Consider the following 13,972-nt stretch of genomic DNA (forward strand, 5'->3'; position numbering starts at 1 on the left):
GTTACGTTGGCTCATGTTCATCTTATATAATAGAAGAAACATGATAAATTATTGTTTGTTGACGTTTTTGTTTGTTTAGTTTTCAAAGAACAATTAATTAAGACAACTTTTAAAGTATAACATCTTTCGAACACTATTGTCAAAGGTTTTTTTAATTAAACTTTAAATCCTCAATGACAACTTTCATATTATAGTATGAATCTCAGCAATCTGTCAACAAGTATTATTGGTTATTTTAATATAATAGGCTGCTAGAGTTTTTAAAGCATTACCAGCTCTGTTTTTTTTACAAATGAAAATCTCCGTTTAATTATTATCTTCAAGCGCTGTATTTTTAAAAGTCCACCCTTCTTGGTTCGAGAAAAATAGACGAATGAGGTTTTTTACGTGAATTTTGGATAAGCCCGGTCCTTTTTTCTTTGTGTGAATACTGTAACAATGTATAAAAAAAATGTATAAAGGAGTGAATTTATTGAACGGTGAATTAAGCCTTTCATTTGGGATGGATAGCCTTGGCCGCTATCTTCGCAGATATATTGGACAAGATGTTACCTTCAGAACTAAGTCGGGAGATATAATTGAAGGCAGACTCAGAAGAGTAACACACGATGGCATTGTAAGCATTCTGGAATCAGCAATGGTTTCCCCATTTATGGATGAGCTAGTAACTGTCATCCGTTGTGAAGATATAGAATCTTTTTCTTTTAATCTACCAGGTTTATAGTAAGGAACCAGGGGGGGGAAATAGATCTCCTTAAGGAATTATATTTCCCCTCTTCTAAGGAGACTTCTTAAATGAAAATATTATTGATTTCGTCAGGCTATTCAGGGATATACCCTTATTTCGAGAAAGCCATAGAAGAGGCCTTTATTTCTTTGGACCATACAGTCACTAAAATACACTCAAAATATACAATAGAAGCTATCGAATTAATTGAGAGTTTTAAACCCGATGTCATTATAACTATGGTGGGGTTTACCGTAGATGAAAAATTAATGGACTTTCTTAAAAAAATCAATTCCCCCCGCTGTATTTGGCTAACGGAAGATCCCTTTTATATCGATATGTCCATTCATTTAGTAAGGGATTATGATTATATATTTACCATTGATATAGGAGCATTTGAGTATTATAAGAAAAAGTTCCCCAAAAAACACATTTACCATCTCCCACTAGGAACAGATCCTTTACTTTATTTTGCCGACCACAAAGAAGAATATTTATATGACGTTTGTCTAGTTGGTTATCCATATCCAGAACGAATAAATCTTGTTTACCAGCTATTGACTTATACTCCATATTCCCTGATTCTAGTTGGCCCATTTTGGAAAAGATTTATCAAAAACCATCAACATACAAGTAGATTAACGATAATCAATAGGTGGATGGAACCTGAAACTGTGAGAAGCCTATTTAACCGTTCTAAAATTATCCTCAATCCCCATCGTACCTATGACTTTCATAAAAATAAAAACACCCTTGGAATTGAAAATAAAAGTATTAACAATCGTACCTTTGATATAGCAGCATGCGGCGGATTTCAACTTCTTTCTAATAAACCAGATTTGCAGATGCATTTTGATATTACTCAAGACATCGTCGTTTACTCTCATTCTGAGGATTGTATTAATTTAATTCAACAGTTCATAAATGATGAAAACTTAAGAAATTTTTACCGAAGAAACGCTCAAAAAAGGGTGGTCGAAAATCACACCTTTACCCATCGAGTTGGATTTATTCTTAAACAATTGGGAGCTAAAGAAGATCTCAATCAATCCTTTTAAAAATTTCACGAGTGAAAGAGGGAAGAAAATGTTTACGTTAAAAGGTAAAACCTTGTTGGTGACAGGCGGCACAGGTTCGTTTGGAAAAAAATTCATCAAGAAGGTTCTTGATTTAGATGTAAAAAAAGTAATTGTCTTTAGTCGGGATGAGTTAAAACAATTTGAAATGGCACAAGAATTTACAGATCCAAGGATTCGTTTTTTTATTGGGGATGTACGTGACAAAGAGAGATTATTTCGTGCTTTTGAAGGTGTAGATGTTGTTATCCACGCTGCCGCCTTAAAACAAGTCGGCATTTGTGAATATAATCCATTTGAAGCTATTAAGACCAATATTCACGGCGCACAAAATATTATTGAAGCCGCTATTGACAGGGGTGTTCAAAAGGTTATTGCCTTAAGTACTGATAAGGCAGCGAATCCAATCAATTTATACGGAGCAACAAAATTAGCATCAGATAAATTATTTGTTGCCGCTAACTCATATACTGGCATTAAGAATACTCGATTCGCTGTTGTTCGTTATGGAAATGTTGTCGGTAGCCGCGGAAGTGTAGTTCCCTTTTTTTTAAAGATCAAAGAAACAGGAACATTACCGATAACGGATGAACGAATGACTCGTTTCTGGATCACATTGGACCAAGGAGTTCAATTTGTTATTGATAATTTAAGCAGAATGAAGGGTGGAGAAATTTTCGTCCCCAAAATTCCAAGTATGAAAGTGACAGATTTAGCCAAGGCAATTGCTCCAAATGCCAAGATTGAAATTATCGGTATTCGCCCCGGTGAGAAATTACATGAAACGATGATCACCGAGGATGATGCACGGCGAACCTTAGAATATGACGCATATTATGTGATTCAACCGGAATTTCCGTGGTGGAGCGCTGAACAGGCAATCGGCGGAGAACCTGTGTCAGAAGGCTTCACATATGTAAGTAATACGAATGGTACATGGCTGTCCGTTGACGACTTAAAAAAACTTGTAATAGATCAATAATCTACAAATTAGCACTAGGAGGAAGGAGGCTTATATGTTTGAATCACAAACCGATCAGAGATAACTATCTTCCGTATGGCAGACAATGGATCGATGATGATGACATCTCTGCAGTAATTAATGTTTTAAAAGGGGATTATCTAACTACTGGGCCCTATGTATCCATTTTTGAACAAGAAGCAGCAAAATACGTCGGCGCATCTTATGCCGTAAGTTTCTCGAACGGAACAGCAGCGTTACATGGCGCTTGTTTTGCCGCAGGAATCACTGAGGGTGATGAAGTGATTACGACCCCTTTAACATTTGCAGCAAGTGCAAACTGTGTACTCTATCAGGGTGGTAAGCCCATCTTCGCGGATATCAATCCAAAAACATATAATATAGATCCAACAGAAATTGAGAAAAAAATTACTGATAAAACTAAAGCGATTATTCCGGTCGATTTTACAGGACAGCCAGCTTCTTTAGATGGAATACAAGAAATCGCAAAAAAACATCACTTGGTTATCATCGAAGATGCTGCACATGCATTAGGAGCAACATATAAAGGGAAAATGGTAGGGTCCATTAGTGATATGACCATGTTTAGCTTCCACCCGGTGAAACATATTACATCAGGTGAAGGCGGCATTATTACAACCAATAATAAAGAGTATTTTGATAAGCTTTTACAATTTCGTTCTCATGGCATCACACGTGATCATAACAGGCTAGTCCAAAATCATGGGCCTTGGTATTATGAAATGCAATTTTTAGGTTATAACTATCGCATGACCGATATTCAAGCCGCCCTTGGAACAAGCCAATTAAAAAAGATTGATAAATTTATAGATTTACGAAAAAAATATGCTTCGATATATAATGAGGCATTTAACCATATAAGCGAACTATCGATTCCTTTCCAAGACGAAAACGGTCAATCGAGCTGGCATTTGTATATCATTCGCCTTCATTTAGAACAATTAACAGCCAGTCGGAAGGATATATTCGAGGCGTTACTAAAAGAAAATATCGGGGTCAATGTGCACTATATCCCTGTTCACCTAATGCCCTACTATCAAGGATTAGGCTACAAATACGGGGATTGTCCAAACGCTGAAAAACTATATGAAGAAATCATCACGCTGCCTCTTTTTCCAGCTATGACCGAGGATGATATACATGACGTTATCAAAGCAGTCACAAATGTGATAGCCCGTTACTCTAAATAAGTAGAAGGTGATTTTTTGAAGGTTGTTGCCATCATCCAGGCTAGAATGGGGTCAACAAGGTTACCAGGGAAAATAATGAAAAAGGTTTTAGGAAAACCATTGCTCCAATATCAGATTGAACGGGTCAAAAGGTCCAGGTTAATTCATCAAATTGTAATTGCCACCACGACGAAGGAGCACGAGCAGCCTATAATTGATTTATGTACACAGCTTTCGGTTGACTATTATCGAGGTTCTGAGGACGATGTATTGTCAAGGTATTTTGAAACTGCTAATCACTATAAAGGTGAGGTAATTGTCCGCCTCACCTCTGATTGTCCGTTACTAGACCCCGAGACGATTGATAAAGTCATTTCTAAGTACCTAGAGAATCCAAACAAGTACGATTATGTTTCTAATACGATTGATCGAACCTATCCTCGTGGATTTGATGTTGAGGTATTTTCCATGGGAGCCTTAGAACAAGCATATAACGAAGCAGCCAATGCAGCAGAGCGTGAACATGTCACTCCATACATCTATCTCCATCCTAACAAATTTAAGGCTGCAAATGTTAAACATAGAAATGACTTAAGCTCCTATCGTTTAACCGTAGATACCGAAGCAGATTTAGATGTAATTACTCTTGTGATGACAGACCTTTACAGTCAGAAAAAAACACAGTTTCAGTTAGAAGATATTATTCAATTGTTACAGAAAAATCAGGAGTGGGCTTTGATCAATGCTCATATTGAACAAAAGAAGTTAACCCCCCCAAAAACTAAGCCGTCGGAATTAGAGGAATAAACGATGAATGTCTATATACGTGTCGATGCCTCAATAGAAATAGGTACTGGTCATGTTATGCGTTGTTTAACACTAGCTGAAAAATTGCAGGAACAAGGAGCGGATGTCCGCTTTATTTGCAGGGAGCATAAAGGGCATTTAATTGACCTGATTACAGCAAAAGGATATGAAGTATTAGTACTTAAGCGGCCTCAAGAAAATGGCATGGCGCCGAATGGCAGTGGACACACTCAATGGCTTGGCGTTCCATTGAGTGTGGATGCACATCAAACAAAGGAATTGTTAATGAATTGTCCCTGTGACCTATTAATTGTCGATCATTATGCCATTAACGAGGATTGGGAAGTTCTCCTAAGAAATCAGGTAAAAAAAATCATGGTGATTGATGATTTAGCTGATCGTAAGCATGATTGTGATTTTTTATTAGATCAAAATTTCGTCCAAGATTACCAAAACCGCTATGATTCACTCGTACCATCCTATTGTAAAACATTTTTAGGACCCAGTTATGTCTTACTCCGACCAGAGTTTTATCATCAATTAAAAAAGCAAAAGCTGCGAACAGGAGCGGTAAAAAGAATATTAATTTTTTATGGCGGTATCGATCATACCAATGAAACAGGAAAGGCTCTTTCATCCTTCTTAGCTTTGGGTCGTAATGACATCGAGGTAGATGTGGTCGTTGGGCAATCTAACCTGTACAAAATGGAGATTGCTTCTATTTGTAACATGTATGAATACCTGCATTTTCATTGTCAAATTGACAACATGGCCGAATTAATGAATTGGGCCGATCTATCCATCGGGGCAGGTGGTACCACTACATGGGAGCGTTGCCTCCTTGGTTTGCCCTCTATCGTTGTCAGTATTGCTGAAAACCAGAAAGAAATTTGTAAAAGTCTTGCAAAAGGAAAGGTCATTACTTATTTAGGAGAAAAAGAAACAATTGAGCAGTCTTGTTTAACCCGCCACCTAAAGATATTAATTGAAAATGAAGCGGAACGAACAGAAATGTCTCGGTTATCGTATCAACTAATGAAGGATACCATAGTAAGTCAGCAAATGATGATCAAAGAATTAATGGGATAAGGTGACGCTTATGGATTATTATTTAAGGGCATTAACGGAAAAAGACAAGGACATAATTTATGAATGGCGAAATTCGGAGTCGATTCGAGTGAATATGTATAACGACCAGCCCATTCCCTATGAAGCACATTGTCAGTGGTTTGATGCTGTACTAAAGAACGAAAGTCGTTTTTATCGACTGTTTCTTTACAAAAACAAGCCGTTAGGTCTTGTTTCCTTTAAGGAAGTGAACCTCCAGAATCAAACCTGTGCATGGGGATTTTATATTGGGGAACCTCATGCACCTAAAGGTTCAGGTACCATTATGGGCGCGTTAGCCTTAGATTATGCCTTTTATCAATTAAACATCCGAAAAATCATTGGGATGGTCCTGTCATTTAATCAGCGGAGTTTAAGGCTTCACCATAGATTAGGATTCTGCCAAGAAGGACTTTTTAAAAAGGAATGGAGCCGAAATGGCCAGTTCATTGACTTAATTAGGTTATCCTTATTTAAAGAAGACTGGGAGAAGCAGAAAGAGAAGCTGAACCTCCAGTTTATTACAGAGGAGTGATCAAATGAACGAAATCAATCTGGGAGGAAAAATGATTGGAATCAATCATCCTCCTTTTATTATTGCTGAAATGTCTGGAAACCATAATCAATCGCTTGAACGGGCATTAGAAATTGTAGAAGCGGCTGCAGAATCGGGGGCACATGCATTGAAAATCCAAACATATACAGCCGATACGATGACGTTGAATATTGACCGTAAGGATTTTGCTATTGATGATCAGGAGAGTTTATGGAAAGGGAATAACCTCTACAAACTCTATCAACAAGCCTATACTCCATGGGAGTGGCATAAGCCAATTTTTGAAAGATGCCGGGAATTAGGACTCATTCCCTTTAGCACCCCCTTTGATGAAACCGCAGTCGACTTTCTCGAACAATTAAATACACCTTTTTATAAAATAGCTTCTTTTGAAAATAATCATATTCCCCTGATCAAAAAGGTTGCTTCCACTGGAAAGCCTATCATTATCTCAACCGGAATGGCTTCACTTGCCGATTTGGATGAAACCGTTCGAGCTGCAAGAAAGGCCGGATGTGAAGATATCGTTTTGCTAAAGTGTACGAGTACGTACCCGGCTACACCTGAAAATACAAATATTATAACCATTCCTCATATGAGGGACCTTTTTAACTGCCAGGTTGGTTTATCGGATCATACAATGGGAATCGGTGTGGCAGTAGCTAGCGTTGCTCTCGGAGCCACTGTTATTGAAAAACATTTTACTATATCCCGTGCTGATGGAGGTGTTGATTCGGCCTTTTCAATGGAACCGCATGAAATGCACTCCTTAGTGGATGAAACAAAAAAAGCGTGGCAAGCTTTGGGTGCTGTTACTTATGGACCAACTGAAAAGGAAAAGAATTCATTAAAATTTAGAAGATCGCTCTATATAACGAAAGACTTAAAGGCTGGAGACGTGTTAACGAAAGAAAACCTAAGAGTTATTAGACCTGGCTATGGCTTAGCCCCGAAATATTACGAACAATTACTGGGAAGAAAAGCTGCTATGGATATAAAGGCAGGTACACCAGCAGATTGGAATATTTTGAACTAATAAATAAGGTAGAAAGAGGACCTGCTGGTAAGGCAGGTCCTCTTTCTATCCCTTTATAACACTAGATCTTTACTGATTAAAATTCTTGATGACATGGGCCAGTTTCTCTCCTGACGATCCATCGTTATAGGACTTTGATAAATACTCTCTCCTTATATGTGCATAGAGTTTCTGATGTTCATCTGAAGAAAAATAGGCACTAATAACTTCGGTTAATCGATTAGGATCTGTTTGAATATACTCTCCTAATGAATCAAAATAATCGTATGCTCGATTACTGTTCATGAAGTTATAAATAAACACAGGTTTATTAAATAAAATACTTTCTAATACCACTGTAGATAAAGTGGAAACAACTCCATCAACCGCAGGAATTAATTCATAAAGAATATTTTCTCTTGAGGTATACACCTTTATGGATGGGTATTTCTTTTCAAGTCCAGTATAGATTTTAAACCTCCCTTTCCCAATCTCCCATGGATGAGGTTTAATGATGATTTGGAAACGCGGATTATCGGAAAGATTCTTCATTAGTTTTTCGAATTTAATAAAATCGATTTGTGGGCCTGTAATAATTAATAATGTCTCTTTATCTGAACTTAGTCCAAGTTTTGTTATAACTTCCTTTGAGTCTGTTCTCGAACTTGTGAAAATTTGATCATATTTGGGATGACCGATTTCAGCAATTCTATCCATTTCAAGTCCTCTTTGTACATACCATCTTTTCTCATATTCACCATAGGCCCCAATCAACGTAGTAAAAACTGGCATAAAGGCCTCTTCCCCCATTAAGATTCCATGCTGTAAACAGATACTTTTAATGCCCCTCATTGATCCAACGATAGCAAGTGTTCTACTAAGCATATCTTCAGTTGTCCCCACAACTATTGTGGAAATAGGCAGATGATCCAATAGGTTATAAACAGCATTAATGGTCTTTACCATTAACGGTATTCGAGTAAGAAAGGTGTTTTGGAAAAACTCATTTCCAAATGCCGGATGGTTTTGATGTTTATTAAATACATATTTGGCACTCTTGATAAGAGTTTCAGAAACTTTATTATTGATAACCTCATATTTAAGAATACTCTCGTTAGGTATTCCATGTAGATGTGCAGTTTTCGAACGAGAGAGAATAATGGTTTGACTAGGATCAAACCATGTCCGAAACGTTATTTCAGGTAGACGTGTATAATCCATATTAATGAGTGTTTTGCCATCAATAGACTCCTTCATGAAAGGTACTCTTATTTTCTCCAGCACCCCTTCGAAATATGGTTGGATCATGGCTTGTTCTATTTCTGGGTTCAATAGGGATGTATGAAAATTTTCATTCTCCATTTTTTGTTTTAGATTTGAATCGATATGCTGATAAAAGTTTGTCAGCAGTGCAATGGGAATATCCCTATATTTAAAATTCTTAAACACTTCCAAAAACTCACGATATAGTGACCAATAATTTGCTAGATAGTGGGTCACCCTCCGTCCCTTCTTCTCAGGGATCTAAGGGATTCTCTTAATTCTTTACATGTTCTTTGTGGAGGCAGTAGTTTTGAGAATTGGTTTGGGGAATCATTAAATAATTGAGCGTGAATGGATTTAGGGGTAATATAATTTTCATCAAGAACCTCATTAATAGGATAAAAAGCCCAAAAGTGGTTGATTCTCCAAAAGAATCTAGCATCTCCGATTCTATAAAATTGGTGATCTTCATCCCAATAAGAACCAAATGCCCTCTTTATTTGAGGAAGGATGGACCTACGGTGCATAACCGAGCAATGGTCAATCATACAAGGAGCAAGCCATGAAATGCTCCGGGCTGGTCTAGTAATAGAATGAGTGACTTCTTTCATTTCATTTAAATACCTTGTTTGTGACGCTGAATATACGACCATGACTTTAGGATGCTGCTCTAAATAGCCCACCATTTTCTCAAGCCTTGTCCTGTTGTATACATTATCATCCGTAGCATAAGTAACATACTCGCCCTCAGCTAGTTCTAGTGCTTGGTTAATTAATACGGCATATCTTGTTTTTTCTACTCTTTCTTCCATCGTGTGAATATCACTCTTAAAAAACTTCACTCTCTTGTCACTTAAAAACGGTTCAATCACTTCTAACGTTTCGGTATTTGAATTATCATCCATAATAAATAATTCAAAATCTTGATAGGTTTGGTCCAAAATAGCCTGAATAGATTTTGCAATATATTCATGTTTATTAAAACTTGTTAAGATTACTGAAACCTTTGGCAAAATACTTAGCTCCTTTCATAGAAATGTTTATTTGCTTTAAACAATGATTCATGTGTCCCAGCATCCAGCCACCAGCTTTTTAAAATATCAAACTTTAATTCTTTTCTTTTAATATAGAGATTATTTATATCAGTAATCTCCTTTTCTCCCCTGCTCGATGGTTTTATTAAGTCAATTAAATCAAATACTTCTTTGTTATAAAAGTAGATTCCTGTTACACAAAAATTGGACTTAGGAATTTTAGGCTTTTCAATGATAGAGATAATAGAATGATTTACTTCATCTAATAAAGCTATTCCATATCTTTCTGGGTCCTTCACTTCTTTTAACAGCACTTTTGCACCTTGCGGCTGGGTTTGAAATTCATCAATGTATGGTCTTAAATCATCGTCAAACAGATTGTCCCCTAACAAAACGATACATTGGTCATCTACGAAATCCTTCGCGGAGGCTAGTGCATCAGCAATACCTCCTCCTTTTTCACTTTGAATCGTGTAGGATAACTTAACACCCAATTCCTCACCCTGGCCTAAAATTTCTTGGAACGAACGGAGATGTTGGTTATTCGTAACAATAAGAATATCAGTAATCCCCGCCTCTTTTAACTTATTTATCGACCAGTAGATCATCGGGTTACCCCCTACAGGGAGCAAGTGCTTGTTTAGTAATTTGGTAAAAGGCTCTAACCGAGTACCTTTTCCTCCGGCTAATATAATACCTTTCATCTTTTCATTCCCTTCTCTCTTAATCTCTCTTTAGGTTATGAAAAATACAGAAAAATGGTACAACTTTAAGGTTTATTAATAAAAAATAGTCCCTTACGACTATTGAGAAGACACCATTTTATACAATGGTACTTTTCATTCAAGAAGAGGCTTCCACCACCACTTGTTTTTCTTATACCAATCAATCGTTTGGGCAATTCCTGTATCAAAGGTATAGTTTGGTTTCCAGCCTAACGTCTCTAATTTAGCAGGGTCGATCGCATAGCGTTTATCATGACCCAAACGGTCTGATACAAATTCAATTAGATCCTCTGATTTCCCTAGAGACTGTATAATGGTTTTAACTACTTGCAAGTTCGTTCTCTCATTCCGTCCGCCCACATTATAAACTTCACCCTTCACACCATTATGCAAAACAAGGTCAATCGCTGCACAGTGATCTAGGACATGTAACCAATCCCGGATATTTTTCCCGTCTCCATATACCGGTACCTTTTCGTCATTTAACACACGTGAAATAGTTAAGGGAATCAATTTCTCCGGAAAATGAAAAGGGCCATAGTTATTTGAACAACGTGTGATATTTATTGGAAGACCAAATGTTTCATAATAGGCCCGAACCAATAGGTCTGAAGATGCCTTACTTGCACTATATGGACTATTGGGCTGTAAGGGAGTTTCTTCCGTGAAGAAGGTGCTTGGATCAAAACTTAATTCACCGTATACTTCATCTGTTGAAACATGAATGAATTTTTTGACCCCTATTTTTTTCGCTGCATCCAAGAGAACCTGTGTCCCTAAAACATTGGTACGAACAAATCGTTCAGGATCTGTGATCGAACGATCCACATGACTTTCTGCAGCAAAATGAATCACATAGTCAAATGTCTCTTTTTCAAATAGCGTCAGAACTGTCTGACGATCGGTAATATCAGCTTTAACAAAATGATAGTTTTCTTTATCGTTAATCTGACGATGCTTTGTTAAATCACCGGCATATGTCAGCAAATCTAAATTATAAATATCATATTGGGGATATTTATTAACCATGTACTGAACAAAGTTTCCACCAATGAACCCTGCTCCACCGGTTACAAGCAATTTATTCGTTTGCATTGTTTCACCTCAAGTTTGATTCTTTAAAAAATGTTTTAATGATTCCTGCCATGGTGGCAATGTTTTAAAACCATTATCTATGATCTTTTTCTTTGATAGACGGGAATTTTTTGGCCGTTTCGCCCTTGTTGGGTATTCTTCGGTTGAAATAGATTTCACTTTAACCTTTTTACCTGTTATATGAAAGATTTCTTTGGCGAATTCTGACCAGCTGCAAAAACCTTCATTGGTCGCATGGTAAATTCCATATTTGTCAGTTTGAATCATATCGATGATTAACCGTGCTGCATCAAAGGTATAGGTAGGTGATCCCACTTGGTCTCCTACGACCTTAATTTCATTCTGGTGTTCGGATAATCGCATCATTGTTTTAACAAAATTATTTCCATTGATTCCAAACACCCATGAAATGCGGACAATGAACCACTCTGTCAGCTGAGCTTGGACCATTTTTTCTCCTTCATATTTTGTAAGTCCGTAATATCCAATTGGATGAGGAAGATCGGTTTCAACAAACGGCTTATCTCCTAATCCATCAAAAATATAATCCGTACTGATATACATAAATTTGGCCTTGATTTCTTGCGCTGCCTGTACTAAATATTTGGTACCCTCAACGTTTACCTTCCAGCAGTTTTCTTTATCATCCTCTGCCTTATCGACCGCTGTATAGGCTCCACAGTGAATAATAGCATCTGGTTTCAATGTTCTTACATATTTTTTAACGGCACATTCATCCGTGATATTTAAATCTTTCGAACCAACTCCAATCATGTCAAAGTCACGACTCAAGCCATTTTGAACAACATCATAACCAAGTTGTCCAGTATACCCTGTTACTAGTATTTTCATTGTTTCATTCTCCATATATAAAATTATTCTCCATTTCCGAAAGGAGTGGTGACTGTTGATCTTTTTTTGATAAGATGTAAACCTCTTATGGTTCCTTTGGAAGATGAAAAGGAATGGTTATCCTGGACAAAGTGAATCACGATTCCTGCTTTCTTCAACCAATCCTCACTGTAAGTTTCCATAAACCAGCCACGATGGTCACCAAAGACCATCGGTTCGATGATTTTGACTCCCGGTAATGGAGTTTCTGTTATTTCCAAATTTCACCACTCCCTTTTACCTTATGCTCTGTGTTCGCATTTTGACCAACCTATTTTTGAACCAATTTTTGTTGAATTTTTTCCGTAGGTGGAGGAATTACAACTATTTAAGAAAAGCGAAAGAAGCACCGTGACTGGGACGACAGGCATATGACTAGCCGGTGAGAAGGCTGCTCTCGGGTTAACCTTTGACCCCCTAGCCACTATGTGCTGGAGATGGACAATTTTGAGTTTGAAAATTTTATTAAAAATTCGAGGTGACAAATGTCATTTTGTTATGGGGGTATAGGTCTAAAGACTTGGAAAAATTTTGGAATGAAAGGGTTTTTCCAACAGGTTATTAACATAATTAGAGTTGCTATCCACAGCTTGGTCTAAGATATTAACAGTTTCCCATAGTTTATTCACACTTTATGTGGATATCTTCTGAATATTTAGAGGTCTTTCACTTGTTTTTTCAGATATTCACAATTCGGTGTGAAGTATCCACAAAATACACAGTTTTATCCACAAATCCCGGTTATCTATCCACATTCCACTCCGTTTTGTCCACAAAAAAACCTAGACTTAGATCTAGGCCTTTTCACTCACTTTGTTGTTGTTCATCTTGGCTTGTTGACTCGTTAGTTTGTTTAACAATTTCCTTTAGTTCACCGGTATCCCCTTTGGCATTAATAATTTCAAAAATCTGGTTCAGCCCTTCACTTGTTTCATCATTATTCTTTTTCATGTAGCTCTCCTTTGTGGTTAATTTCCCGTTTGGAAGGATGTCGAAAACATTCTTGTCCACCTTGACAATTTTCTTCTATTTTCACTATTAGTATTTGCTATTCTTGAAAGAAATAATAGAGAGGGGGACAGAAAATAATGTATTTTGAATTATTGTTAGACGCCATACTAGGAGAACGACAACTATTCCATATTATCGAATGCCCTGTCTGTGGTCTGGAGGAGATTTATTACGAACATAGTGTGACTAAAAGATTGATTGGCCGCGCCTGCCGCAGCTGCAATTTTATTCAAAGATTCGAAAAATAAAAAAACGCCTAGGAGTTGATCCTAGGCTTCTTTTTACCATAATAATGATTGTTTACATTCTTAGACCAAGTTCGACTGCTTTACTGTTGTGGTATAAGGCTTTGACTTTTAGTTTCATTCTTAGCTCTTCGTTCAAGCAATCCTGCTGCAACAATTGGTTATGCCGATGCTGGAACAAATGATAATAGTATTGAACCTTAGTTAGTAGTTTTAACACATGAAAACCTCCTCAATTGTCATTTACA

At 37.1% G+C, this 13,972-nt stretch carries 16 protein-coding genes; 8 read left to right on the forward strand and 8 right to left on the reverse strand.

Going from position 1 to position 13,972, the window contains the following annotated elements; genetic code table 11:
* Nucleotides 1–472: 472 nt before the first annotated feature.
* From J7E81_RS26560 to pseI, 8 genes are all read left to right on the forward strand, one after another.
* Nucleotides 473–724, forward strand: a complete 252-nt coding sequence (locus J7E81_RS26560; protein WP_215047155.1) for a hypothetical protein — start codon at nucleotides 473–475, stop codon at nucleotides 722–724.
* 71 nt (nucleotides 725–795) lie between these two features.
* Nucleotides 796–1,785, forward strand: a complete 990-nt coding sequence (locus J7E81_RS26565) for a CgeB family protein (RefSeq protein WP_215047157.1) — start codon at nucleotides 796–798, stop codon at nucleotides 1,783–1,785.
* Nucleotides 1,786–1,813: 28 nt separating this feature from the next.
* Nucleotides 1,814–2,785: a UDP-N-acetylglucosamine 4,6-dehydratase (inverting) gene (pseB, locus tag J7E81_RS26570; RefSeq protein WP_215047165.1), complete on the forward strand. Its 972-nt coding sequence runs from the start codon at nucleotides 1,814–1,816 to the stop codon at nucleotides 2,783–2,785.
* A gap of 38 nt (nucleotides 2,786–2,823) precedes the next feature.
* A complete protein-coding gene (pseC, locus tag J7E81_RS26575) occupies nucleotides 2,824–3,996 on the forward strand; it encodes a UDP-4-amino-4,6-dideoxy-N-acetyl-beta-L-altrosamine transaminase (protein ID WP_215047172.1) in 1,173 nt (390 codons plus the stop codon).
* A gap of 15 nt (nucleotides 3,997–4,011) precedes the next feature.
* Entirely contained in the window at nucleotides 4,012–4,782 is a 771-nt protein-coding gene (locus tag J7E81_RS26580) for a cytidylyltransferase domain-containing protein (RefSeq protein ID WP_215047174.1), read from the forward strand.
* Nucleotides 4,783–4,785: 3 nt separating this feature from the next.
* A complete protein-coding gene (gene pseG, locus J7E81_RS26585; protein ID WP_215047176.1) occupies nucleotides 4,786–5,871 on the forward strand; it encodes a UDP-2,4-diacetamido-2,4,6-trideoxy-beta-L-altropyranose hydrolase in 1,086 nt (361 codons plus the stop codon).
* Between the two features lie 10 nt (nucleotides 5,872–5,881).
* Nucleotides 5,882–6,424: a UDP-4-amino-4,6-dideoxy-N-acetyl-beta-L-altrosamine N-acetyltransferase gene (gene pseH, locus J7E81_RS26590; protein WP_215047178.1), complete on the forward strand. Its 543-nt coding sequence runs from the start codon at nucleotides 5,882–5,884 to the stop codon at nucleotides 6,422–6,424.
* 4 nt (nucleotides 6,425–6,428) lie between these two features.
* Nucleotides 6,429–7,481, forward strand: coding sequence for a pseudaminic acid synthase (gene pseI / locus J7E81_RS26595; RefSeq protein ID WP_215047179.1), 1,053 nt, complete (start codon nucleotides 6,429–6,431; stop codon nucleotides 7,479–7,481).
* A gap of 69 nt (nucleotides 7,482–7,550) precedes the next feature.
* Here the strand turns inward: pseI and J7E81_RS31180 are convergent, their stop codons facing one another.
* The 8 genes from J7E81_RS31180 to J7E81_RS26635 form a co-directional block, all read right to left on the reverse strand.
* A complete protein-coding gene (locus tag J7E81_RS31180; RefSeq protein WP_215047182.1) occupies nucleotides 7,551–8,960 on the reverse strand; it encodes a CDP-glycerol glycerophosphotransferase family protein in 1,410 nt (469 codons plus the stop codon).
* On the reverse strand, nucleotides 8,957–9,736 hold the full coding sequence (locus J7E81_RS26605; protein ID WP_215047184.1) for a glycosyltransferase family 2 protein: 780 nt from the start codon (nucleotides 9,734–9,736) through the stop codon (nucleotides 8,957–8,959). The genes J7E81_RS31180 and J7E81_RS26605 overlap by 4 nt, the downstream gene beginning before the upstream one ends.
* A 5-nt stretch (nucleotides 9,737–9,741) precedes the next feature.
* Complete coding sequence (locus J7E81_RS26610) at nucleotides 9,742–10,461, reverse strand: sugar phosphate nucleotidyltransferase (protein ID WP_215047186.1); 720 nt, start codon at nucleotides 10,459–10,461, stop codon at nucleotides 9,742–9,744.
* 135 nt (nucleotides 10,462–10,596) lie between these two features.
* A complete protein-coding gene (gene rfbB / locus J7E81_RS26615) occupies nucleotides 10,597–11,577 on the reverse strand; it encodes a dTDP-glucose 4,6-dehydratase (RefSeq protein WP_215047188.1) in 981 nt (326 codons plus the stop codon).
* Between the two features lie 9 nt (nucleotides 11,578–11,586).
* Entirely contained in the window at nucleotides 11,587–12,429 is an 843-nt protein-coding gene (gene rfbD / locus J7E81_RS26620; RefSeq protein WP_215047190.1) for a dTDP-4-dehydrorhamnose reductase, read from the reverse strand.
* 23 nt (nucleotides 12,430–12,452) lie between these two features.
* Nucleotides 12,453–12,689, reverse strand: coding sequence for a dTDP-4-dehydrorhamnose 3,5-epimerase family protein (locus J7E81_RS26625; protein WP_215047192.1), 237 nt, complete (start codon nucleotides 12,687–12,689; stop codon nucleotides 12,453–12,455).
* Nucleotides 12,690–13,272: 583 nt separating this feature from the next.
* Nucleotides 13,273–13,419, reverse strand: a complete 147-nt coding sequence (locus tag J7E81_RS26630) for a hypothetical protein (RefSeq protein WP_215047194.1) — start codon at nucleotides 13,417–13,419, stop codon at nucleotides 13,273–13,275.
* Between the two features lie 360 nt (nucleotides 13,420–13,779).
* The gene (locus tag J7E81_RS26635; protein ID WP_215047196.1) at nucleotides 13,780–13,944 is read right to left on the reverse strand and encodes a hypothetical protein; all 165 of its coding nucleotides are present in this window, start codon (nucleotides 13,942–13,944) and stop codon (nucleotides 13,780–13,782) included.
* Nucleotides 13,945–13,972 lie beyond the last annotated feature (28 nt).

The organism is Bacillus sp. ISL-18, assembly GCF_018613415.1.
In the GTDB taxonomy this organism is placed as follows: Bacteria; Bacillota; Bacilli; order Bacillales; family Cytobacillaceae; genus Neobacillus.